The following is a 20,915-nucleotide window of genomic DNA, read 5'->3' as shown; positions in this document are numbered from 1 at the left end:
CCTGCATGGGGTACGAGGTGGCCGGTGCCATGGGGCTGAAGCTCGGCGCACCGGAGCGGGACGTGATCTGCTTTGTCGGTGACGGCAGCTACATGCTGGCGAACTCGGAGCTTGCAACGGCGGTCATGCGGCAGATCCCCTTCACCGTGGTGCTGACGGACAACCGGGGCTACGGCTGCATCAACCGGCTGCAGACCATGGGCTGCGGCGGCGAGCCGTTCAACAACATGTACGTCGACTGCAACGTCGAGGTGCAGCCCGAGATCGACTACGCCATGCATGCGGCCTCGATGGGCGCCCATGCGGTGAAGGTGGCGGGCACCGACGCGCTGGAGGCCGAGGTTGCCGCGGCGCGCAGCCGCAACATCCCCACGGTGATCGTCATCGAGACCATGGCGAAGGACTTCCCCGGCACGGGGTTGGAGACCTCCGCCGGCGACCACGGCTTCTTCTGGGACGTGGCCGTGCCGCAGGTGTCGGAACGCCCGAAACAAAGGGAGCGGTTTCAGGAATACCTCGGCCAGATCGCCAATGCGCGGCTGGTCAACTGACGGAAAGGACAGAACATGAGCCATCTTCTGCATCGCCCCTTCGGCACCCATGGCGAAGTTCACCGCATCACGCCCGAAAGCGCGGGCTGGCGGTACGTCGGGTTCAGCCTTCACCGCCTGCGGACCGGAGAGACCGTCGCCGAGGCCACGGGAGAGCGTGAAGTCATCCTCGTGATGGTCGAGGGCAAGGCCCGGCTGTCCGGCGCGGGGCGCGACTGGGGCGAGCTGGGTGAACGCATGAATGTTTTCGAGAAGACGCCGCCGCATTGTCTGTACCTGCCGAACGGCACCGACTGGCGCGCCGAGGCGACCACCGATTGCACCATCGCGGTCTGCAGCGCCCCCGGCAAGGGCGGTCACGAGGCGCGGCGCATCGGCCCGGACAGGATCGCGCTGACCCAGCGCGGCACCGGCAGCAACACGCGCTTCATCAACAACATCGCCATGGAGAGCGAGGATTACTGCGATGCGCTGCTGGTGACCGAGGTCTTCACCCCGGCGGGCAACTGGTCGTCCTACCCCAGCCACCGCCATGACGAGGATGATTTCCCGCGCATCACCTACCTCGAAGAGACCTACTATCACCGCCTCAACCCGACGAACGGCTTCGGGGTCCAGCGGGTCTATACCGATGACCTTCAGCTCGACGAGACCATGGCCGTACATGACGGCGACGTGGTCTGCGTACCGCGCGGCCACCACCCCTGCGGCGCGCCGTATGGTTTCGAGATGTACTATCTCAACGTCATGGCCGGGCCCCGCCGCAACTGGCGCTTCGTTGCCGCGCCCGAGGTCGAATGGATCATGGAGCGCGACCGGCTCCCCTGAGGCGCCTGCGGCTTGAGGTTGGCCTGTTCTCGAAACAAGGTTCTGCAAGTGGCGCTCGAAACAGGGCGGGTTGGAGGTATCGGAGGGGTAAGCTCCCGTGATGTCAAAGCGATGCGGAAGCGGACTTTTCTCGGCAGGATGAACAAGGAGAGTCCGATGAGCAGACGTGATTGGCCGAAGCCCAGACCATGGACGTGCTGCGCCAGCTGGATGTCCCAGCTGCCGAGCTGTGCCGCGAGCATGGCATGCGCGGTGCCACCCTGTACAAGTGGCGGGCCAAATACGGCGGGATGGATACGTGTCTGATTTCCGAGGGGAAAAAGATGGCGGAGGAGAGGTGCAGCAGATTGCTGCCGGGTGGCTCCGGTCCTGCAACACCAAACGCCCGGACATAGGCAATGGCGGCACAACACACGCCCGGAAACTAAGAATGGCTGCGTAAACTCTACGTCCACGCCTCCCGTAAAAACGGGGGATTACCCGCGCTGCCGCTCTTGAATTTCTTGCCCGCGACCGCGTCGCCGATCTGCTGGACGGAGAAATCCTGACCATAGCCCGCGCATTTCCGCTGCCACATGAGCGCGATTACCTCCTGAATGCTGATTCCGCGAGGCTTTCCCCGGAGGATCTGGCGCATTTCGCCGGTCAGGTCGCGCAGACCGATGTTCCCGAGCCAGGGTAGCCGCAACGTGAGACGGAAGGCAGTCTCGTCGTCCACTGCCGGTGCGCCGATGCGACGCACGGCAGGTGTCGAGGCCGCCGTGTCGTTTTCTGCCGCACTCCGTGCAGCCGTCCTATCGACCGGGGACCCGCTCGGCCGCGGCAGTTGCATTCGCGGGCACTTCCAAGCGTGGGTCGGCCATTGCGCGGGATTCCTCGTGCAGGGCGATCTGGCAGCGCGCCGGTTCTGTCGACAGGGTCGGGCCGTCTGCGTCGAGGTGGGCCATGCGTCTCTCCGTCATCACGGCGAAACCCAGGTCCGTGAGCGCCGTCAGGGTGCGAGTGAGGGTTTTCGCCTCGGAGAGGACGTCGGTACGCAGCGAGAAGCAGAGCGCAGAACCTTGATCAAGGTTCGATATCTCAACAGTCCTCGCCGGGCTCCGGCGGTGGAAAGCACCGCCCGAGGGGCGTTTTTCAAGGAGGGGGGTATGTGCGACTCCGGCCACTTGGCTGCCACCGAAAACTTCCCGGGCATCCACGGAGGCGCGACCGTGCACGAGCCTGTGCCCGACGTTGAGTACTGGTGTGCACCAGAAACGCAAAAACCACTCCCGAGGGAGTGGTTCTTTTGCCAAATCAGTCTCTTGCGAGATTTTTGGCTCCGGCGGTAGGGATCGAACCTACGACCAATTGATTAACAGTCAACTGCTCTACCGCTGAGCTACGCCGGAACATGCGGGCCGTATAGCAACCAAGATTCCGGTCGTCCAGAGGCTTTTGTCACATATTTTTCAGTTTCTTTCAGAGCAGGGAAAAACGGGCCGCCGCGCTGAGGGTTTCGACGGGCTGAACCCGGGATCTCTCTACCAGATCAATGAGATGCGCGAGGACGTTGCGTTCGGCCGCGGGCAGTAGCTGGCGCGGAACCTCTCGGTAGATCTGCGCGGCGAGGCCTGCGGCCGTGGCGGGACCGGCGCGCAGGGCGCTGAGGATCTCGGCCTCGCGGCCTTCGCGGTGTGCCAGCAGGTCCGCGAGTCGCGCCGCCGGGCTGGTGACCGGGGCGCCGTGGCCCGGGTACAGGCTGTGCCAGCGCTCGGTCCCCAGCCGTCGCAGCGAAGCCATGAAGGCGGTCAGGTCGCCATCCGGGGGCGAGACAAGCGAGGTCGCCCAGCCCATCACCAGATCGCCCGAGAACAGCCGGCCCTGCCAGTCGAAACAGAGGTGGTTGGCCATGTGCCCGGGGGTGTGCAGCGCGCGCATCTGCCAGCCGTCCCCGGCGATCAGCGCACCGTCCGCCAGCGCGATATCCGGCGCAAAGCCCGCGTCGACACCCTCGCCGCCGCCGACCAGCCCCTCGGCCGCCAGCCTCTGCATCACCGCGCTGCGCCCGGCATCGTGGCGCCCAAAGCCCAGAACCGGCGCACCGGTGCGCTGCGCCAGCGGACCGGCGAGGGGGCTGTGATCGAGATGCGCGTGGGTCACCACGATATGCGAGACATGCTGGCCTGGCCCCAGGGCCGCGAGGATCGCCTCCAGATGCCCGGGGCTGTCGGGGCCGGGGTCGATCACCGCAATCCCGCGCGTCCCCAGCAGATAGGTGTTGGTGCCGCGAAAGGTCATCGCCGAAGGGTTGGGCGCCAGGATCCGGCGCAGGCCGGGTTCCAGGTCCTCGGCGATGCCGGGTTCGGGACGGAACGCGGGTTGGGGGTCCTGCATGCGGGAAACCTTTTCGATGGGGGTCGGGCGCGGTAGATGTAGCCCATGACCTTTGCATGGCTCAAACGATATATGCCCCGCAGCCTGTACGGGCGCGCCGCCGCGATCCTGATCCTGCCGGTGGTGACCCTGCAGCTTGTGGTTTCCGTGGTCTTCATCCAGCGCCACTTCGAAGGCGTCACGGAACAGCTGAGCCGGGAACTGGCGCGGGCCGTGACCTTCGCGCTGGAAGCGAAAGGCGAGGATGACACCGGGGAAAGGCTGCTGGGGATCGACCTGCACCGGGTCGAGGCCGAGGCGCTTCCCGTCGCGAACCAGCGGCGCTGGTTCGACCTGACCGGGCTTGTGGTCATCCGCGAGCTGAACGCCCACATTCCCGGGCTGGAGCGGGTGATGCTGCCGGACGATTACGGCGTGACGCTGTATATCCGGCGCGACGGTGTCCTCTATCGGGCCGAGGCGGCGCGTGAGCGGGTCTCTGCCTCGAACCCGCACCAGCTGTTCGTGAACATGCTCTTCTTCGGCGCGCTGATGACGCTGATCGCCTTCCTGTACCTGCGCAACCAGCTGCGCCCGATCACCCGGCTGGCGGCGGCGGCAGAGGCCTTCGGGCGCGGGCGGGCGATGCGCTATTCACCCTCGGGGGCGACAGAGGTGCGCGCGGCGGGGCATGCCTTCCTGGACATGCGGGCGCGGATCGAACGGCATATCGAGCAGCGCACCATGATGCTGTCGGGGGTCAGCCATGACCTGCGGACGCCGATCACGCGGCTGCGGCTGGGGCTGTCGCTGCTTGACGACGCGGACCGCGAACCGCTGGAGCGGGACGTCGAAGAGATGCAGGCGCTGATCGACGCCTTTCTGGATTTCGCCCGGGGCGATGCCGAGAAGGGGCTGGCAGAGCCGGTCGACCCGGTGGCCCTGGTGCGCGGCGTCGTCGAGGATGCGCAGCGCGGCGGGCAGGCGGTCACCATGGCGCCCGGCGATCCCGTGGGCGAGGTGCCTCTGCATCCGCAACCCTTGCGGCGGGCGGTGCAGAACCTTGTGGCCAATGCGCGGCGCTACGCCAAGACCTGCCGGGTGTCCGTCACCGTCAGCGAAAAATCCCTGCGCATCCGGGTCGAGGACGACGGCCCGGGCATCGCGCCAGAGGATCGCGAGAAGGCGCTGCGGCCCTTCGTGCGGCTGGACCCCGCGCGCAATCAGGACCGGGGCTCTGGCGTGGGGCTGGGGCTGGCCATCGCCGCCGATATCGCGCGCGCTCATGGCGGCGTGCTGCGGCTGTCGGAAAGCCCCGATATGGGCGGGCTGCGCGCCGATATCGTCATCGGGCTTTGACCCGCGCGCCAGACCGGTGGGACAGGACGGTCTGGCCGCGGCTTGGGTGTTGTCGGCACGACGCGTCGCAGGCCCGATGGAACAGGCATAAACCCGCTATAGTTTTCGTAAAATCAAGGGTTTGAGACACGGATCCGACGTGATGGCGCCGCTTTTCCGCCGCCGCGGTCGGCGAGTTTCCCCGTGGTCGGCGGCGCTGCCCGGCGGCCCGCACGGATGCCTGCGCGCGTCCCCCATGCCACAGGAGACAAGACATCATGAGCCTGACAACACTCGTCGCCGCCGCCTCTCTGGGGCTGGTGTCCCTGACCGCAACAGAGGCCGAGACGCCCAAAACCCTGATCTTTGCGCAGGCCGCGCCCTTCATCGGCACGCAGGGTTATATCGCGCCGCAGGGCGACTACATGACCACGGCGCAGGGCTGCACCTATCGCCGCACGCAGGCGCCGGGCTATCCGCCGCGCTGGATCCTCGTGCTGAACCCGAAGCACATCGGCCTGCCGAACTCTCCGCGCAGTTGCAAGGGCATGATGTAACGCCGCTGCCATGGCGGCAGAGGCTCAGCCCATCCGGCACAGGGCATCGGCGGCGGCGGTCAGGAACTGGCCCAGCCGGTGCCGGTCCAGCGGCTTCGGCAGGAAGGTCAGGTCCAGCGCCTTGCAATCCTGCCGCAGCTCCGGGCTGCGGTCGGCCGAGATGATCGCGCAGGGCAGGGCGCCCATGTGTTCCTTCAGGCTGTGATAGAGGCCGATCCCTGTGGGGCCGGGGCCAAGCTGGTAGTCCAGCAGCAGGGCATCCGGTACGATCTGCAGGTCGGCCAGCAGGGCCAGCGCCTCTTCCGCGCTAGCGGCTTGCAGGACGCTGACGTCCCAGCTTTCCAGCATCACCGTGACCGCGCGGCTGAGTTGCGGGTCGTTCTCGACCAGAAGCACGATCAGCCCGGCCTGCGACAGCCCGACGGGCCGCGCGCTGCGCGGGTTCTGCGTCACCGCGGCAGAGGCCCGCCCGGCAATCGGCACATTGACCATGAAGCACGACCCGCGCCCGACCTCGGACCACAGCCCCAGCGGGTGACCCAGCCGGGCGCAGGCGCGTTCGACGATGGCAAGGCCAAGGCCCAGCCCCTCGTTCCGGCTGGCCTTGGTGTCGAGGCGGCGGAATTCCTCGAAAATGGCGTTCTGGTCCTCTTCGGCGATGCCCGGTCCGGTGTCCCAGACCTCGATCCGGGCAGAGGCGCCGTTGCGCCGCACCCCCACCAGAACGCGGCCCGCATCGGTGTAGCGGATCGCATTGGCCAGCAGGTTCTGCACGATGCGCCGCAGGTAGCTGGCATCGCTTTGCACCATCAGCCCGCTGTCGACAAAGCCCAGTTGCAGCCCCTTGCGCTCTGCCAGAACCGCCATCTCGTCGCGCAACGGGCGAAAGATCTCGTGCAGGGCGACCGTGCGAATGTCGAAGTGCAGCCCGTCGCCGTCCAGCTTCGAGATGTCCAGCAGCGCGTCGATGATCTGTTCGGCGCTGGTCAGGGCGCTTTCGGCCTTGTGCAACACGGCCTGATCGGCGCCGTTCTGGGTCCGGTCGGCCAGCGATGAGACATAGAGCTTGGCCGCCGACAGCGGTTGCAGAAGGTCGTGCGAGGCGGCGGCGACGAAACGCGACTTCGAGGCATTGGCGCGCTCGGCGGCGGAGAGCGCATCCTCCAGCTCCAGCGTGCGCTCCATCACGCGCTGTTCCAGCACCTCGTTCAGCTCGGCCAGCTTCTGCGCCGCTTCGCGTTCGGCGGTGACATCGGTGATCGCCATGAGGAAACCGCCGTCCGGCATCCCGCGCCCGAAGATCTGCAAGACCATCTGCGGCCCGCGCCGGATCTCGAAAGAGACCGGCTGGCGCGGTTGCGGCGAGGCGGCCCAGAGACGGAACCCCTCGCGCGTCAGCCCGCGGGTGAATTGTACCTCGTCGTCCAGCCGGTCGATCAGCCCGGCGAAATCGGCGCCGATCTGAAGCCGCCGGGCGGGCAGGGACAACAGGTCCCCGGTCTTCTGGTTCCAGCCCACCAGCCGCCCGTGATCGTCGAAGATGCACACGCCCTGGTTCAGGTGGTCGAGCGTCGCGCGCACCATGCGCGCCTGCTTGTCCTTCAGCCGGTCGCGCTCTGCCCGCTCCAGCCGCATCAGGTCGGTCACGTCGGTTTGCAGCACCACCGTGCCGCCATTGGCGGTGCGATGCTCGGACACCTGCAACCAGCGGCCCTGCGACAGCTGGACGTTGAACATCACGTGCCGGTCCTGATGGCGGCGGTTGCGCCGTTCGGCCCATGTGTCCGGCGTCAGGTCTTCGGGCAGTGCCAGATAGCGCGAGCGGCTGACCTTGGCGACGTAGGAGGCAAACGGCATCCCCGGACGAAGATGCTGCGTCATATCCCTGAAATCGCGACAGAATCGCGAATTGCACATGACCAGAACGTCGTCGCTGTCGAACAGCGCAAACCCCTCTGACACGGTCTCGATGGCGTCGGCGAGATTGCGCCGCGCGGCCTCTGTCTCGCGGTTGGCCTCGGCCAGCTGGGCGTTGGACTGGTGCAGCAGGTCAAGCGTGCGCTCCAGCTCCAGCGTGCGCTCGCGGACGCGCTTTTCCAGCAGGGCCGCGCGTTCGAACTGGGCATAGGCATCGCCAGAGTTCTCGGCGCCGTATTCGACCCGGTTCATCAGCGCCTCGGCGATGCGCAGAAGTTTTTCGTTCTGGCGTTCGAGGCTGTCGGAGGGATTGATCAGGGACATGGGCTCAGCGGCGCGGCGGCGGGTAGATCGCGACGCCGGTGAAGGTCTGGTTGACATGCAGCCCGCCCATCTGCTCGCCGTAGGTGGAGAAGCCCACGACCCGGTGCCGTTGCAGGATATCGGAAATCTCGCGCCCCTTCTGGACCTGCTCGGCGTCGATGCGCCGCAGCAGGCAGTCGCAGCCAAGGATATGCTCGGGCGCCGCCGCGCCGGACCCGGCCAGCGCGCCAAGTCCCGCTTCGAGGTGCTGCGCGATGTCCTGATGCGAGGCCAGCGTCAGCACCATGCCTTCGTTGATGGCCGAGAAGAAGACGAGATCGCTGTTTTCCGACACCTGCTGGATGGCGCGGACATGGTGGCTGTCGCCGACGCGCACCACCACCGGATGCGCGGCGAAGGTGAAGCTGCCAAGGTGGTTCGGGTCCTTGCCCAGCAGCCGGGCGTATTCCTGCGCGGCGGGTTCGGCGTTGATCTCGTGCACCACTCGCCGGTCGGGCGAGGCGCGGGTCACCACCATGCGCACATCCGTCGGCACGAGGTTGTCGAGGCTGAAGACCCGCACCGGGCAATGGCTGCGCACCATGGCCAGCAGCGCCGCGTTGCGCCGCACCGCGCCGTTCCGCGACAGCCAGGTGCCACGGAAGGCGGTGCCGTCGCCCGAAGACCCCCCGAACAGCGGCATCGGCCCAAGGCCCGAGGCCAGCGCGGCGGCCAGCCGCTCTTCGCACAGCGACAGACCGTCGACCATCAGGAAGGCGAACTCGTAGGCCTTGTCGGCGGCGTCGCGATTCAACTGCATCCGCTGGCGGATCAGCGCGTCGATCAGCGCCCGCTCGTCGAGCCGGTCAAGATCGTCTATGGCGCAGGTGATCGCCGTGAACAGCGCGGCGGGAAAGCCGATCGCCATGATCTGGCCACTCTCGTAGCCATGGCGGCCCAGCTCTCCGGCGGTGGTGCAGGCCAGAACGTCGGTGCCCGGAAAGACCTGTCGGGTATCGCGGGTCAAGGCCTGGAAATCCGCCTCCGGCGAGGCGAAGAGGCAGACCATCGCGAAGGGCCCGGCGCCCAGTTGCCGCGCCAGCGTCTCGGCGGGCCGGGGGTCGTCGACGGCGACCTGTGCCACCCGCAGGGCGGTTTCGGCCAGTCTCTCCTCTCCGGCGGAGCCGGTATTCGCCCCGTCCATGTCCATCCCCTCCCGGTGGGCGGCAGGATAGGGCGCCTATCCCTCGCTTGGCAAGACGTTGGTGAAACGCGCCTCTTGCGCGACCAGCACCGCCTGCGTGCGGCTGTGAACGCCCAGCTTGCGCATGATCGCGGTCACATGGGCCTTCACGGTGGTTTCCGCGATCGACAGGTCGAAGGCGATTTGCTTGTTCAGTTTGCCCTCGCAGATCAGGTGCAGGATGCGCGCCTGCTGGTTGGTCAGCGAGGCCAGCCGGGCCAGCGCGTCGTCCGGTTCCGCGCCTTCGCCGCCCTTGGGGTCGATGTAGCCATCCGGCACGAAGGGCTGTCCGGCAGAGACCGCCTCGAAGGCGCGGCGAAAGACCGAGCGCTGCGAGTGCTTGGGCACGAAACCGTTGGCCCCGGCCTTCATGGCATGGCTGATCATGCGGTTCTCGGCCATGGACGAGGCGATCAGGATCGCGGCGCGCGGCGCGGCATTCCTGAGCCGCACCAGCCCGTCAAGGCCGTTCACGTCCGGCAGGTTGAGATCGAGCACGATCAGCCCGACCTCCGGTTCCTGCGTGACCACGTCCAGCGCCTTTTCAAGCGTCCCGGCGGTGCGGATCTCGTCGAAGTCGGCGATGGATTGCAGGGTCAGCGTCAGGGCGTCGCAAAACAGCGGGTGGTCGTCGACCACCAGCGCGGTGCCGGGCCGGTCGGTGCAGAGGGTCCTGTCCTGGGCTTTCTCGATCATGGTCACGCCTGTCTTTCGGTCCATCCAGCATAGGCGGCAATGGTCCTGCGGTCTCTTGCCCAAAGGTCTAGGGTCGCGCCTGCCACCGGCAGCGGCCTTGCCCCGGCGGGCACCGCAGGGCGCCCGGCCCGGGACCGCGCCGGGGACGGGGCAGGTGCCGCGCAGACCGCCGAAGACAGCGCCGGGCGGGCGCCGGGGCGGCGCCCTAGAACCAGCCGCGCACCATGCGGGAACCGTCCGAGATGTCCTGCCCGATGCCATCCACCGTGCCGCAGCCGGCCAGCATCAGGGCCAGTGTCAGAAGAAGTGCCTGTTTCATGTCTCTGCTCTGTTTGGGGGCGGGCGGCCTCTTCGGGACGTCCCGCCGGTTGGTTATTTCGTTTCCCACCACCAGACATCGGGCTGGAAGCCCAGCCAGTCGCCGTAGATCGGCGTGTCGGGGGAATAGGTCAGTTCCCTGGCATGCGCGATCCGGCTGAGGTCGTAGCGGTACATGATCGGGATCACGTAGCGCCCCGCCGTCAGCACGCGGTCCAGCGCGCGGGTGGCGGCGACGAAATCCTCCTGGCTTTCGGCGTTCAGCATGGTGTCGATCATCGCGTCCGCCGCGGCGGACTTCGCGCCCATCAGGTTGCGCGACCCCGGTTCGTCGGCCTGTTCAGAGCCGAAGTAAAGCCGCTGCTCGTTGCCCGGCGACAGCGAGAGACCGCGCTCGTAATAGACCATATCGAAGTCGAAGCTCTTGGACCGCGCCTCGAATTGCGCGGAATCGGTCATGTTCACGGTGGCGCGGATGCCCATGCGCTCCAGCGCGGTGGTGAACATCAGCGCGATGGCCTCGTCCTCGCCCTTGCCCTGACGGATGAGGATGTCGAAGGTGAAGGGCTGCCCGTCCTTCTGCATCACCCCGTCCTCGACGGTCCAGCCGGCCTCGGCCATCAGGTCCATGGCGCGACGCAGGTTCGCACGGTTGCGCACCGAGCCGTCAGAGATGGGCAGGGCATAGCCCTCCAGCACGCCGGGGGGCAGGTCGCCGGCGAAGGGCTCCAGCACCTCGCGCACGCGGCCCGTCGCGGGACCGTCCTGCATGCCCAGAACCGAGTTGCCGTAATACGAGGTGATGCGCGGCTGGCTGCCGCCGGTCTGCACGTCGTTGATGTATTCGAAGTTGAAGGCGTTCAGCATCGCCTCGCGCACGCGCCAGTCGCTGAACTTGTCGCGCCGGGTGTTCATGGCAAAGCCGTACATGCCGTAGGGGCGTTCGTGCCCGATCTCGGACTTCACGATCTCGCCCGACTGCACGGCGGGAAAGTCGTACTGGCTGCGCCACTTCTCGACATCCGTTTCGCGGTTCGAATTCAGGACCCCGCCCTTGAAGGCCTCGAACATGGCGGTGCTGTCGGCGAAGAACTCCATGCGGATGGTGTCGAGGTTGTGGAAACCCTGCCGCGCGGGCACGTCCTTGCCCCAGTAATCGGGGTTGCGCGTCAGTTCCACGAAGCGGCCCGGATCGACACTGGTGATGGTATAGGGCGCGGAGGAGACCGGGATGGTGTCGAGCCCGGATTCGGTGAAATCCTTGTCCTGCCACTGGCCCTTCTTCAGGATCGGGCGCATGCCGATGACCAGCGCCAGCTCGCGGTTGTCCTCGCTGAAGGTGAAGCGCACCGACCGCTCGCCGGTCTGCTCCATGCTCTCGACGCTTTTCCAGACGCCCAGGTAGCGCGGATGGCCCTCGGTGCCGAGCGTCTCGTAGGACCACATCACGTCTTCGACAGTGACCGGGCTGCCGTCGCTGAACCTGGCCTCGGGGCGCAGGGTGAATTCCACCCATTTGCGGTCCGGCCCGGTCTCGACCGATTCGGCCAGCAGCCCGTAAAGCGCGAAGGGCTCGTCATAATTCCGCTCCAGCAGGCTCTCGTAGGCGAGGAAGCGCAGCTGCCAGGGCGTGGTGCCCTTGAGGATATGCGGGTTGAGGCTGTCGAAGGTTCCGACCTCGCCCAGAACGATCTTTCCGCCCTTGGGCGCATCGGGGTTGGCATAGGGGAAGGACGCGAAATCCGCAGGCAGCGCCGGGTCGCCATACATGGCTATGCCATGCTGCGGTTCGGCGATTCCCTGAACAGCCGAAAGAATCAGCGCCGGGATCGCGCAAGAAAATGCCCCGGACATGGAAGATTTGATGCGCATTCTGAAGTTCGCCCCGCACTGCCCTTGTTTTGTTGAGCCATGATTACCTGCGCTTTTACGCCTTTTCAAACTTTTAGCTTGGACTCGGGCGCGAAAGCGCCTATAACAGGGGCACTGCTCGATAGGTTTCTTGCCTGTATGAAACCTGCCTCAATGACTGAACCCCGGCCTCGGCCGGGGTTTTTTTTGGCCTTGCCGACAGGGGTTTGCAGACAGGGCTTTGCCCGATCCCGCGCGCCGCGTCCAATCACGAAAGGGTTCCGTGCCAAAGGCGGCGCCCCCGGTCTGCGGCCCCGCAGCGAAACGCTTCTTCTGCATTGCAGCAACAGGGGTGGGATGCTCATATATGCTGCAACAGCACAATACACCAACAGGAGTAGAGACCATGTCGCTCAAGGGTAAAACCGCCGTCATCACCGGATCGACCTCGGGCATCGGGCTGGGGGTCGCGCATGAACTGGCGAAGGCCGGGGCCTCGATTGTCGTGAACTCCTTCTCGGACAGCGCGGCGGACCACGCCATCGCGAAAGAGATCGCCGAAACACATGGCGTCGAGGCGCGCTATATCCAGGCCGACATGTCGAAAGAGGACCAGTGCCGCGCGCTGATCGAGACGGCGGGCGCCTGCGACATCCTGGTGAACAACGCGGGCATCCAGCACGTGGCGCCCATCGACGAGTTCCCGGTCGAGAAATGGAACGCGATCATCGCGATCAACCTCAGCTCTGCCTTCCATACCACCGCCGCCGCGCTGCCGCTGATGCGCCGGGCGGGCTGGGGCCGGGTGGTCAACATCGCCTCGGCGCACGGGCTGACCGCCTCGCCCTACAAAAGCGCCTATGTCGCCGCCAAGCACGGGATCGTCGGCATGACCAAGGTCGTGGCGCTGGAAACCGCGAAGGAGCCGATCACCGCCAATGCGATCTGCCCGGGCTACGTGCTGACGCCGCTGGTCGAGGCGCAGATCCCCGACACCATGGAGAAATACGGCATGGGCCGCGAGGAGGTGATCGAGAAGGTCATGCTGGAGCGCCAGCCCTCGAAAGAATTCGCCACCGTCGAGCAGCTGGGTGGCACGGCGGTCTTCCTGTGCTCGGACGCGGCGGCGCAGATCACCGGCACCACGATTTCCGTCGACGGCGGCTGGACGGCGCTTTGAGGCCGGCCGGGCAGGGGGGCGCTGCCCCCCGCCTTCGGCGCCCCCCGGGATATTTGCAGACAGAAGAAACAGGGGGCCGGTGATGGCACAGCCCGTACGGATCAATCTTGCCCTGCAGGGCGGCGGCGCACATGGCGCCTATACCTGGGGTGTGCTGGACCGGCTGCTGGAGGAGGAGGGCCTGGAGATCGCCGCCATCAGCGGAACCTCGGCGGGGGCGCTGAACGGCGCGGCGCTGAAGGCCGGGTGGCACGAGGGCGGCCACGAGGGCGCGCGGGCAAGGCTGGCCTGGCTGTGGGGGCAGGTGACGCGGCTGAACGACCAGGCGCTGCCCGCCTGGATGATGCCCTGGATGCCGCACCCGGGGCTGGTCAGCCGCGCAATCGAGACCTCGCCGGGCTACCTCTGGGCCGATACGGTGACGCGGATGCTGTCGCCCTACGGGCTGGGTCCGCTTTATCGCAACCCGCTGGGACCCATCGTTGCCGAGCTCGACTTCGACCACGTCTGTTCCGGTGTCGGGCCGGAACTGCATCTTTGCGCCACCAATGTGCGGACCGGCAAGGTGCGGACCTTCACCGGCGAGAGGATTTCGGGGCAGGCGGTCATGGCCTCGGCCTGCCTGCCAACGCTGTTCCAGGCGGTCGAGATGGAAGACCCGGTCACCGGTGTGACAGAGGCCTTCTGGGACGGCGGCTATTCGGGCAATCCGGCGCTGTTCCCGCTGTATGCGGCGCATCTGCCCGACGACATCGTGATCGTGAACATCAACCCGATCCATCGCGAGAAACTGCCCGTCACCCCGCCCGAGATCCAGAACCGCATCAACGAGATCAGCTTCAACGCCTCGCTGTTGCGCGACCTGCGGGCGATCAACTTCGTCCAGCGGCTGATCGCCGAGGGCTCTGTCGTCGAGGGCGCGATGAAGAACGTGCTGGTGCATATGATCGCCGACGACGGGCTGATGAACGCGCTGTCGGTGGCGACGAAAATGGTGGCGATCCCCTCTGTCATCGCGCAGCTGAAAGAGGCGGGGCGCCGCGCGGCGGGCGACTTCCTGCGCAGGCATCGCGCCGATCTTGGCCGGCGCCAGACCGTGGATCTGCGCGAGATGTTCGATTGAGAAAGCGATGGAAACAAACGCGCCGCACCGGGGATACGATGCGGCGCGCGACCGTGTGGTGGCCTTGAACACAAGCGCCGAGGGACTGGCGCCTTCTTTCTATAGGATAGACTGTCTTTGGCGGATATAAAGTAAAATCTTGCTTGCGCGGTGCATTTTCCACACAGTTTCCGCGCGGGGCGGCCCGGGCGGGCGCGCCTAGGAGGCCTCGCGGAACCGCGCTTCGGCGGCCTGCTTGGCATCCGTGCCGTTCGGGTAGACCAGCCCCGCCGAAATCACCAGCTTGGCGGCGTCCTCGAGGCTCATGTCCAGCTCGATCACGTCTTCCTTGGGGAAAAACAGCAGGAAGCCCGAGGTCGGATTCGGCGTGGTCGGCACGAAGACGGACACCAGTCCGCCCATGGTCTGCGCCTTCTGCGCCACTTCGCCGCGCGTGTCGGTCGAGATGAAGGCCACGGCCCAGATACCCTTGCGCGGGTATTCTACCAGACAGGCCTTTTCGAAGCTGCGTTCGGTCTGGGCGAAGACGGTTTCGGCCAGCTGCTTGATGCCCGAGTAGATCGAGCGGACCACCGGCGTGCGGTCAACGAGGCTTTCGCCGAAATTGATCAGCGAACGTCCGATCAGCCCCTTGGCGATCCAGCCCACCATGATGGTGAACAGCAGGAAGACCACCACGCCAAGCCCGCGCACGTTGACCTCGATCCGGTCCTCGCCGGTGAGGCCGAGGAAGCGGTTCAGCAGCTCCGTGGGGTGATAGGCGCCCGGCACGAAGGGCCAGACGAAGCCGTCGACCCAGCCGACAACCGTCCAGATCAGCCAGACCGTCAGGCCGACGGGGGCGATCACGACGATGCCGGTCAGAAAGGAGGTGCGCAGACGGACGAAGAGGCCCGAGCGTTTCTTGGGTTCCGGGTCGAACGGAGAAGGATTCGGGGTCGTCATCGTCTTTCCATGGGCAGCCCCATGGAAACTAGGCATTGGCCGGGCGCACTACAATACGTCTGTTCACCAAAGCGGCACTCAAGCAGGGCGAACGCTCAATTCTCGTGCAATTTCAGCGGCGAGGCGCGCATTGTTGAGAACAAGCGCGATGTTTGCAGTCAGCGACCGGCCCTCTGTCAGCTCGTAGATGCGTTGCAGCAGGTAGGGTGTCAGCGCCTTGCCGGTGATTCCATGGCGCTCGGCGTCCTCGGTGGCGCGGGTGATCACCGGCAGCATGGTGTCGCGCGCGATCTCGGCCTCGGCGGGGATCGGGTTGGCCACCAGCTGACCGCCCGGCAGGCCGAGCGCCGCGCGCATGGCATGGGCGGCGGCGATTTCGGCCGCGCTGTCCATGCGCAGAGGCGAGGCCAGACCCGCATCGCGCGACCAGAAGGCGGGCAGGCGGTCCTGTCCGTAGGTGATGACCGGAACCCCCAGCGTTTCCAGCACTTCCAGCGTCTTGGGCAGGTCGAGGATCGCCTTGGCGCCGGCCGCCACGACCGTCACGGCGGTCTGCGCCAGTTCGTGCAGGTCGGCGGAAACGTCGAAGCTGGACTCGGCACCCTGGTGCACGCCGCCGATTCCGCCGGTGGCGAAGACCGCGATCCCGGCCTGCCGGGCACCGATCATCGTCGCCGCAACCGTCGTCGCCCCGGTGCCGCCCCGGGCCATGCAGGCGGCCATGTCGGCGCGCGACAGCTTGGCAACGTTTTTGGCCTGCGCCAGCACCTCCAGCCGGTCGGTCTCGAGCCCGACGTGCAGGGCGCCGTCCAGCACCGCGATGGTGGCCGGGACCGCGCCCGCCTCGCGCACCGTCGTCTCGACCTTCTGCGCCATCTCAAGGTTCTGCGGCCAGGGCATCCCATGCGTGATGATGGTCGATTCCAGCGCAACGACGGGACGGTTTTCCGCGATTGCATCAAGGACTTCGGGGGTGATCTTCAGGTTCAGGCTCATGCCGGGTGCTCTCCGGAGACGTGGATGGCGGCGGCCTGAAGCGCGGCATTCAGCGCGTCTTCGCGGGCCGACCCGCCCAGTTCGGCGGCGATATGGGCCGCCATGAAGGTATCGCCCGCGCCGGTGACGCGGGTCACCAGAACCTCGGGCGGCGCGGCAGAGACCGCGCCGGTGGCATCCGCATCGGCGCAGGGCTTGCCGCCATGGGTCACAAGCGCGCGCCGCGCGCCCCGGGCCACCAGCGCCAGCGCCGCCTCGGGCGCCGAGGCGAAGCGGGCGTGACACAGCAGCCCGGCCTCTTCGAGGTTGACGTAAAGCGTGCCGCGCCCGGAGGCGACAAAGGGCAGAAGCCGCTCCGCCTTGCCGGGGCTGGCGGGCGCGATGCGCAGGTCGGCGGCGGCAAAGGCCGCGCCCTCGGCGATGGTCTGCAACAGTGCGCCGGTCAGGTTGCCGTCCAGCGCGACGGCGCCGGAATAGGGCGCCTGCGCGCTGCCAAGGCGACCGTCGGTCAGCGGGCGCAGGATCTTGTCGCCCGCCGCCTCCAGCGAATGGGCGTCGGCGATAGCGGCGATCAGCCCGTTGGCGCCCTCGACCGCCATGTAGCGATCGGTCGGCAGGTCTTCGGAACGGTACAGGAACGCGGTGTCCAGCCCCAGCCTGCGGCATTCGGCGGCCAGTTCCTCGCCCTCGGGGTCGGACCCCAGGGCCGACAGCAGCGCCACGCGCAGGTCGAATCGCGCCAGCCCCATGGCGATATTCAGGGCCACGCCGCCGGGAATGCGGGTGATGCGCCCGGGCACGTCGGCGCCGAAGGCCATGGCACTGGGGGAGCGGCCGATCACGTCCCAGAGGACGGAGCCGATGCAGAGGATATCCGGGGCGCGGGTCATATCCCGTCATGCCGCGTGCGGGCGCTCTGCGCAAGCCATGGCGGTGCTGACGCGGCGGCGCGGGGCCGGGGCAGGGCGCGTGCCCCCTTTCGTCCTGCCCCCGCCGCGTTATGCTGACGCGCAAACCACCCGGAGGAGTCGTCATGAACGAGATGAGCGCCGCGAAACCCGCCCTGAAGCCCAAGGACGCCCCCGATCTCGGCGCCTTCACATGGGACGATCCGTTCCGCCTGAACGACCAGCTGTCCGAGGAAGAGCGCATGCTGGCCGAGGGCGCCCGCGCCTTCGCGCAGGAAAAGCTGGCGCCGCGCGTCACCGAGGCCTTCGAGAACGAGACCGTCGAGCCCGAGATCTTTGCCGAGATGGGGCAGATGGGCCTTCTGGGCGTCACGGTGCCCGAAGAATACGGCGGCATCGGCGCGGGCTACGTGTCCTACGGGTTGGTCGCCCGCGAGGTCGAGCGGGTGGATTCGGGCTATCGCTCGATGATGTCGGTGCAATCCTCGCTGGTGATGTACCCGATCTACGCCTACGGCAGCGAAGAGCAGCGGCAGAAGTACCTGCCGAAGCTGGCCTCGGGCGAGTGGATCGGCTGCTTCGGCCTGACCGAACCGGACGCGGGCAGCGACCCGGGCGGCATGAAGACCCGCGCCACCAAGATCGACGGCGGCTATCGTCTGACCGGGTCCAAGATGTGGATTTCCAACGCGCCCATCGCCGATGTCTTCGTGGTCTGGGCCAAGTCCGACGCGCATGACGGCAAGATCCGCGGTTTCGTGCTGGACAAGGGCACCAAGGGCCTGTCGGCCCCCAAGATCGGCAACAAGCTGAGCTTGCGCGCCTCGGTCACCGGGGAAATCGTGCTCGACGGCGTCGAGGTGGGCGAGGACGCGCTTCTGCCGCATGTCTCGGGGCTGAAGGGGCCCTTCGGCTGTCTCAACCGGGCGCGCTATGGCATCGCGTGGGGCGCCATGGGTGCGGCAGAGTTCTGCTGGCACGCGGCGCGCAACTACGGGCTGGACCGCAAGCAGTTCGGCAAGCCCATCGCCCAGACCCAACTGTTCCAGCGCAAGCTGGCCGAAATGCAGACCGAGATCTCGCTGGGCCTTCAGGCCGCGCTGCGGGTCGGGCGGCTGATGGACGAGGCGCAGGCCGCGCCCGAGATGATCTCCATCATCAAGCGCAACAACTGCGGCAAGGCACTGGATATCGCGCGCATGGCCCGCGACATGCATGGCGGCAACGGCATCTCGGCGGAATTCCAGGTGATCCGCCACATGCTGAACCTCGAGACGGTGAATACCTACGAGGGCACGCATGACGTACACGCACTGATCCTCGGCCGCGCGCAGACCGGGCTTCAGGCCTTCTTCTGAGGCCCCCGGCACAGGCGCCCCGCCTTTACCGCGGCGGCGCCTGACCCCACGGGGCCACCACCCACAGCACGCACCCCCGGCGCCAATGACGGCGCCGGGGGTGTTGCGCCGCGCTGGCCTGCCGCCTGAGGTGGGCGCAGGGCGCAGGGCGCAGGGGCTGACCCGCCCGGGGCGGCCCGTCACACGTCACAAAACCTTCAGCGAAGCGACGCCCGCAATTTACATTGCGGATGCAATTGCCGTTGCCATGACCCATGCCGCTTCGCAATCCGCGCTGAACGCGCTTCTGACCCGCAACGCCGAAAGGCTGACCGCCACCGACGGGCGCCTGCTGGACGTGCTCTTGCAGGATCCGATGCGCGCGGCGCTGGAGAACGGCAAGGAGATCTCGGACCGGGCGGGCGTGCACCCGGCCTCTGCCGTGCGGCTGGCGCAGCGGCTGGGCTTCGACGGCTACCCGGCGTTCCGCGCCTTCCTGCGCGCCAACCTGACAGAGGGCGGGCGCGACTTCGGCACCGCCTCGGCCCGGATGGCGGCGCGGCTGGTGCGGGCGGAAGAGGGACTGCTGGCCTCTGTCGTCGAGGGAGAGATCGCGGCGCTCGAGGCCCTGCGGGACACCGTCACCGACGCCCGGATACGGGCCTGCGCCGAGGTCCTTCGCGGCGCGCGCCGGGTCTTCCTGTTCGGGCAGGGCCACGCCGCCAGCCTGTCGAAACTGGCGGCACTGCGGCTGGGCCGCTCGGGCTATGACGCCCGCGACCTTGGCGCCGAACGGGATCGCATGGCCCTGGCGCTGCAGGGGCTGGGGCAGGGGGATGCCCTCTGGCTGTTCTCCTTCCGCAAGCCCCATGCCACCACGCTGACCCTTGCCGGGATCGCCCGCAGCCGGGGCGCCACCCTGCTGGCGTTGACCGACGACGGCGGCACCCCGATCCGCCCCGTCCCGGACCATATTATCGCCGCCTCGCGCGGGCGCATCGGCGAGACACAGTCGCTGACGGTGCCCATGGCCGTCGCCAATGCCGTGATCCTCGACCTTGCGCGGATCGACGGCGGGCGCTCGCTGGCGGCGCTGGACGAGCACCGCAAATTCCGCGCCGCGCTGCCGCCCGAATGGCAGTAGGCGCGCCCGTCATAACAACAAGAAACCACCCAACCCCAACGCAGCGAACAAAAGGAAGACCCCCATGTTCGATACGCTCAAGACCGCCCTTGCCACCAGCCTGCTGGCCCTGACGGCGGGCACCGCCACCGCCGACGTCACCGTCGAGTTCTGGCACAGCTTCTCCGGCGACAGCGGCGCCGTCCTCGACGAGATCGTCGCCGACTTCGAGGCCGCGAACCCCGGCATCGAGATCGATGCCCAGCACATCGGCAACTACAACGACATCGTGACCAAGCTTCAGGCCGCCATCCCGGCGCGCCGCGCCCCCGACGCGGTGATCATGGAGGTCACGCGCTACGGCCTGTTCGCGGATCGCGGCGTGCTGACCGACCTGACCGGCTACCTCGACGCGGACCCGCTGAAGGACGACCTGTTCGACTTCGCCCGCGAGGTCGGCGTCTACGAGGGCAAGAACTTCATCGTGCCCTTCAACTCTTCGACGCCGGTGCTTTACGTGAACACCGCGCTGTTCGCAGAGGCAGGCATGGAAGAAATCCCGCCGCTGACCGATTTCGACGAGATCCTGACCGCCGCGCAGACCGTGCAGGCAGAGCTGGGCGGCGAGGGCATCTTCGGCATGGCCGCACCGGGCCAGTTCGCCCGCTGGGGTCTGATTATGGCCAACGACAGCGACCTGATCGACAGCGTCTCGGGCGAGATCCTGATCGACGCGCCCAATACCATCGAAGCCTATGAATGGATGGCCTCGCTGGTGCATGAGCACAAGGTCGCCTCTGTCGACGGCGTGTCCAAGGAAAACAACGGCCGCGATGCCTTCCTCGCGGGCAAGGCCGCGATGATGATGAACTCCACCGGCAACTACCGCCGGTCGAAGGACGCGCTGGGGGATGACCTGCTGGTGCTGCCGATGCCCTGCAACAAGACCTGCGCGGCACCCATCGGCGGGGCCGGGATCGGCATCCTGTCGACCTCTGACGACGCGGTCAAAGACGCGGCCTACCAGTTCATCAGCTTCGCCGCCGGTGCGGAATCCAACGCCAAGTGGTTCGCGGGCACCGGCTACATGCCGATCAACCGGAACACCGCAGAACAACCCCTCGCCGCCAAGGCGCTGGAAGGCGAGCCGGGCATCACCGTGGCAATCGAGCAGCTGGACGTCGCCCGGGGCCGTCCGCGTCCGCCGGTGGTCACATGGATGCGGGCCAGCGAATACGACGTCTGGCAGGCGATCTCGCTGGGCCAGCGCGGCGCGGAAGAGGCGCTGACCGACTTCGCCACGCGCACCCGCAACGAAGCCGCCCGCACCAACTGAGGCCACAGCG

19 protein-coding genes, 1 tRNA gene and 1 pseudogene are annotated in these 20,915 nt (G+C 67.2%); 10 read left to right on the top strand and 11 right to left on the bottom strand.

Annotated elements, in window-relative coordinates; genetic code table 11:
• From ACN5KJ_RS12000 to ACN5KJ_RS11990, 3 genes and pseudogenes are all read left to right on the top strand, one after another.
• On the top strand, positions 1-551 hold a 551-nt coding region (locus ACN5KJ_RS12000; RefSeq protein WP_418594197.1), incomplete at its 5' end, for a thiamine pyrophosphate-dependent enzyme.
• 15 nt (positions 552-566) lie between these two features.
• A complete protein-coding gene (gene iolB / locus ACN5KJ_RS11995) occupies positions 567-1,379 on the top strand; it encodes a 5-deoxy-glucuronate isomerase (RefSeq protein ID WP_418594196.1) in 813 nt (270 codons plus the stop codon).
• A 188-nt stretch (positions 1,380-1,567) separates the two neighbouring features.
• Positions 1,568-1,714 (top strand): annotated as a pseudogene (locus tag ACN5KJ_RS11990) (transposase); the annotation flags it as partial.
• A gap of 110 nt (positions 1,715-1,824) precedes the next feature.
• On the opposite strand, the gene ACN5KJ_RS11985 reads toward ACN5KJ_RS11990, so the two are convergent.
• The 3 genes from ACN5KJ_RS11985 to ACN5KJ_RS11975 all read right to left on the bottom strand — a co-directional run bounded on the left by ACN5KJ_RS11985 (position 1,825) and on the right by ACN5KJ_RS11975 (position 3,755).
• Positions 1,825-2,211 carry a hypothetical protein gene (locus ACN5KJ_RS11985; RefSeq protein WP_418594195.1) on the bottom strand — a complete coding sequence of 129 codons (387 nt, stop codon included), beginning with the start codon at positions 2,209-2,211 and terminating at the stop codon, positions 1,825-1,827.
• 484 nt (positions 2,212-2,695) lie between these two features.
• A tRNA-Asn gene (locus ACN5KJ_RS11980) sits at positions 2,696-2,770 on the bottom strand.
• 70 nt (positions 2,771-2,840) lie between these two features.
• Positions 2,841-3,755 (bottom strand): MBL fold metallo-hydrolase, encoded by a 915-nt coding sequence (locus ACN5KJ_RS11975; protein WP_418594193.1) that lies wholly within the window; start codon positions 3,753-3,755, stop codon positions 2,841-2,843.
• A 45-nt stretch (positions 3,756-3,800) separates the two neighbouring features.
• Here ACN5KJ_RS11975 and ACN5KJ_RS11970 point away from each other — a divergent pair, with 45 nt between their 5' ends.
• Both ACN5KJ_RS11970 and ACN5KJ_RS11965 read left to right on the top strand, forming a co-directional pair.
• Positions 3,801-5,093, top strand: a complete 1,293-nt coding sequence (locus ACN5KJ_RS11970; RefSeq protein WP_418594191.1) for an ATP-binding protein — start codon at positions 3,801-3,803, stop codon at positions 5,091-5,093.
• A 257-nt stretch (positions 5,094-5,350) separates the two neighbouring features.
• Complete coding sequence (locus ACN5KJ_RS11965) at positions 5,351-5,629, top strand: hypothetical protein (protein ID WP_347167690.1); 279 nt, start codon at positions 5,351-5,353, stop codon at positions 5,627-5,629.
• 24 nt (positions 5,630-5,653) lie between these two features.
• Here ACN5KJ_RS11965 and ACN5KJ_RS11960 read toward each other — a convergent pair whose 3' ends face one another.
• The 5 genes from ACN5KJ_RS11960 to ACN5KJ_RS11940 form a co-directional block, all read right to left on the bottom strand.
• Entirely contained in the window at positions 5,654-7,870 is a 2,217-nt protein-coding gene (locus tag ACN5KJ_RS11960) for a PAS-domain containing protein (protein WP_418594189.1), read from the bottom strand.
• A gap of 4 nt (positions 7,871-7,874) precedes the next feature.
• Positions 7,875-9,053, bottom strand: coding sequence for an FIST N-terminal domain-containing protein (locus ACN5KJ_RS11955; protein ID WP_418594188.1), 1,179 nt, complete (start codon positions 9,051-9,053; stop codon positions 7,875-7,877).
• A gap of 36 nt (positions 9,054-9,089) precedes the next feature.
• The gene (locus tag ACN5KJ_RS11950; protein ID WP_418594187.1) at positions 9,090-9,788 is read right to left on the bottom strand and encodes a response regulator; all 699 of its coding nucleotides are present in this window, start codon (positions 9,786-9,788) and stop codon (positions 9,090-9,092) included.
• A gap of 205 nt (positions 9,789-9,993) precedes the next feature.
• Positions 9,994-10,107, bottom strand: a complete 114-nt coding sequence (locus ACN5KJ_RS11945; protein WP_023848062.1) for a hypothetical protein — start codon at positions 10,105-10,107, stop codon at positions 9,994-9,996.
• Between the two features lie 53 nt (positions 10,108-10,160).
• Positions 10,161-11,978 (bottom strand): extracellular solute-binding protein, encoded by a 1,818-nt coding sequence (locus ACN5KJ_RS11940; protein WP_418594185.1) that lies wholly within the window; start codon positions 11,976-11,978, stop codon positions 10,161-10,163.
• Positions 11,979-12,363: 385 nt separating this feature from the next.
• On the opposite strand from ACN5KJ_RS11940, the gene ACN5KJ_RS11935 reads away from it, so the two are divergent.
• Together ACN5KJ_RS11935 and ACN5KJ_RS11930 are read left to right on the top strand one after the other, a co-directional pair.
• The gene (locus ACN5KJ_RS11935) at positions 12,364-13,137 is read left to right on the top strand and encodes a 3-hydroxybutyrate dehydrogenase (protein ID WP_418594183.1); all 774 of its coding nucleotides are present in this window, start codon (positions 12,364-12,366) and stop codon (positions 13,135-13,137) included.
• Positions 13,138-13,219: 82 nt separating this feature from the next.
• The gene (locus ACN5KJ_RS11930; RefSeq protein ID WP_418594182.1) at positions 13,220-14,260 is read left to right on the top strand and encodes a patatin-like phospholipase family protein; all 1,041 of its coding nucleotides are present in this window, start codon (positions 13,220-13,222) and stop codon (positions 14,258-14,260) included.
• 198 nt (positions 14,261-14,458) lie between these two features.
• On the opposite strand, the gene ACN5KJ_RS11925 is transcribed toward ACN5KJ_RS11930, so the two are convergent.
• From ACN5KJ_RS11925 to ACN5KJ_RS11915, 3 genes are all read right to left on the bottom strand, one after another.
• A complete protein-coding gene (locus ACN5KJ_RS11925; protein ID WP_347167695.1) occupies positions 14,459-15,205 on the bottom strand; it encodes a DUF502 domain-containing protein in 747 nt (248 codons plus the stop codon).
• A 78-nt stretch (positions 15,206-15,283) separates the two neighbouring features.
• Complete coding sequence (locus ACN5KJ_RS11920) at positions 15,284-16,201, bottom strand: pseudouridine-5'-phosphate glycosidase (RefSeq protein ID WP_418594181.1); 918 nt, start codon at positions 16,199-16,201, stop codon at positions 15,284-15,286.
• Positions 16,198-17,091, bottom strand: coding sequence for a PfkB family carbohydrate kinase (locus tag ACN5KJ_RS11915; RefSeq protein ID WP_418594180.1), 894 nt, complete (start codon positions 17,089-17,091; stop codon positions 16,198-16,200). The genes ACN5KJ_RS11920 and ACN5KJ_RS11915 overlap by 4 nt, the downstream gene beginning before the upstream one ends.
• A 152-nt stretch (positions 17,092-17,243) precedes the next feature.
• Between ACN5KJ_RS11915 and ACN5KJ_RS11910 the strand changes: the two genes are divergently transcribed.
• The 3 genes from ACN5KJ_RS11910 (at position 17,244) to ACN5KJ_RS11900 (ending at position 20,905) form a co-directional block, all read left to right on the top strand.
• Positions 17,244-18,467 (top strand): acyl-CoA dehydrogenase, encoded by a 1,224-nt coding sequence (locus tag ACN5KJ_RS11910; protein ID WP_418594213.1) that lies wholly within the window; start codon positions 17,244-17,246, stop codon positions 18,465-18,467.
• 247 nt (positions 18,468-18,714) lie between these two features.
• Positions 18,715-19,590 carry a MurR/RpiR family transcriptional regulator gene (locus ACN5KJ_RS11905; protein WP_418594178.1) on the top strand — a complete coding sequence of 292 codons (876 nt, stop codon included), beginning with the start codon at positions 18,715-18,717 and terminating at the stop codon, positions 19,588-19,590.
• A 64-nt stretch (positions 19,591-19,654) separates the two neighbouring features.
• Positions 19,655-20,905, top strand: a complete 1,251-nt coding sequence (locus ACN5KJ_RS11900) for an ABC transporter substrate-binding protein (RefSeq protein ID WP_418594177.1) — start codon at positions 19,655-19,657, stop codon at positions 20,903-20,905.
• Positions 20,906-20,915: the final 10 nt, after the last annotated feature.

The organism is Ponticoccus sp. (in: a-proteobacteria) (genome assembly GCF_048381735.1).
The sequence above is the reverse complement of the archived record's forward strand: the minus strand, read 5'-3'. Positions and strand labels throughout refer to the sequence as shown.

Excerpts from the sequence above, each read along its gene's own strand:
- ACN5KJ_RS11940 (WP_418594185.1), bottom strand. The coding sequence starts at position 11,978 with ATGCGCATCAAATCTTCCATGTCCGGGGCATTTTCTTGCGCGATCCCG.
- ACN5KJ_RS11935 (WP_418594183.1), top strand. The coding sequence starts at position 12,364 with ATGTCGCTCAAGGGTAAAACCGCCGTCATCACCGGATCGACCTCGGGC.
- ACN5KJ_RS11925 (WP_347167695.1), bottom strand. The coding sequence starts at position 15,205 with ATGACGACCCCGAATCCTTCTCCGTTCGACCCGGAACCCAAGAAACGC.
- ACN5KJ_RS11900 (WP_418594177.1), top strand. The coding sequence starts at position 19,655 with ATGTTCGATACGCTCAAGACCGCCCTTGCCACCAGCCTGCTGGCCCTG.
- ACN5KJ_RS11955 (WP_418594188.1), bottom strand. The coding sequence starts at position 9,053 with ATGGACGGGGCGAATACCGGCTCCGCCGGAGAGGAGAGACTGGCCGAA.
- ACN5KJ_RS11950 (WP_418594187.1), bottom strand. The coding sequence starts at position 9,788 with ATGATCGAGAAAGCCCAGGACAGGACCCTCTGCACCGACCGGCCCGGC.
- ACN5KJ_RS11960 (WP_418594189.1), bottom strand. The coding sequence starts at position 7,870 with ATGTCCCTGATCAATCCCTCCGACAGCCTCGAACGCCAGAACGAAAAA.
- ACN5KJ_RS11910 (WP_418594213.1), top strand. The coding sequence starts at position 17,244 with ATGAGCGCCGCGAAACCCGCCCTGAAGCCCAAGGACGCCCCCGATCTC.
- ACN5KJ_RS11975 (WP_418594193.1), bottom strand. The coding sequence starts at position 3,755 with ATGCAGGACCCCCAACCCGCGTTCCGTCCCGAACCCGGCATCGCCGAG.
- ACN5KJ_RS11945 (WP_023848062.1), bottom strand. The coding sequence starts at position 10,107 with ATGAAACAGGCACTTCTTCTGACACTGGCCCTGATGCTGGCCGGCTGC.
- ACN5KJ_RS11930 (WP_418594182.1), top strand. The coding sequence starts at position 13,220 with ATGGCACAGCCCGTACGGATCAATCTTGCCCTGCAGGGCGGCGGCGCA.
- ACN5KJ_RS11915 (WP_418594180.1), bottom strand. The coding sequence starts at position 17,091 with ATGACCCGCGCCCCGGATATCCTCTGCATCGGCTCCGTCCTCTGGGAC.
- ACN5KJ_RS11965 (WP_347167690.1), top strand. The coding sequence starts at position 5,351 with ATGAGCCTGACAACACTCGTCGCCGCCGCCTCTCTGGGGCTGGTGTCC.
- ACN5KJ_RS11985 (WP_418594195.1), bottom strand. The coding sequence starts at position 2,211 with ATGCAACTGCCGCGGCCGAGCGGGTCCCCGGTCGATAGGACGGCTGCA.
- ACN5KJ_RS11905 (WP_418594178.1), top strand. The coding sequence starts at position 18,715 with ATGACCCATGCCGCTTCGCAATCCGCGCTGAACGCGCTTCTGACCCGC.
- ACN5KJ_RS11970 (WP_418594191.1), top strand. The coding sequence starts at position 3,801 with ATGACCTTTGCATGGCTCAAACGATATATGCCCCGCAGCCTGTACGGG.
- iolB (WP_418594196.1), top strand. The coding sequence starts at position 567 with ATGAGCCATCTTCTGCATCGCCCCTTCGGCACCCATGGCGAAGTTCAC.
- ACN5KJ_RS11920 (WP_418594181.1), bottom strand. The coding sequence starts at position 16,201 with ATGAGCCTGAACCTGAAGATCACCCCCGAAGTCCTTGATGCAATCGCG.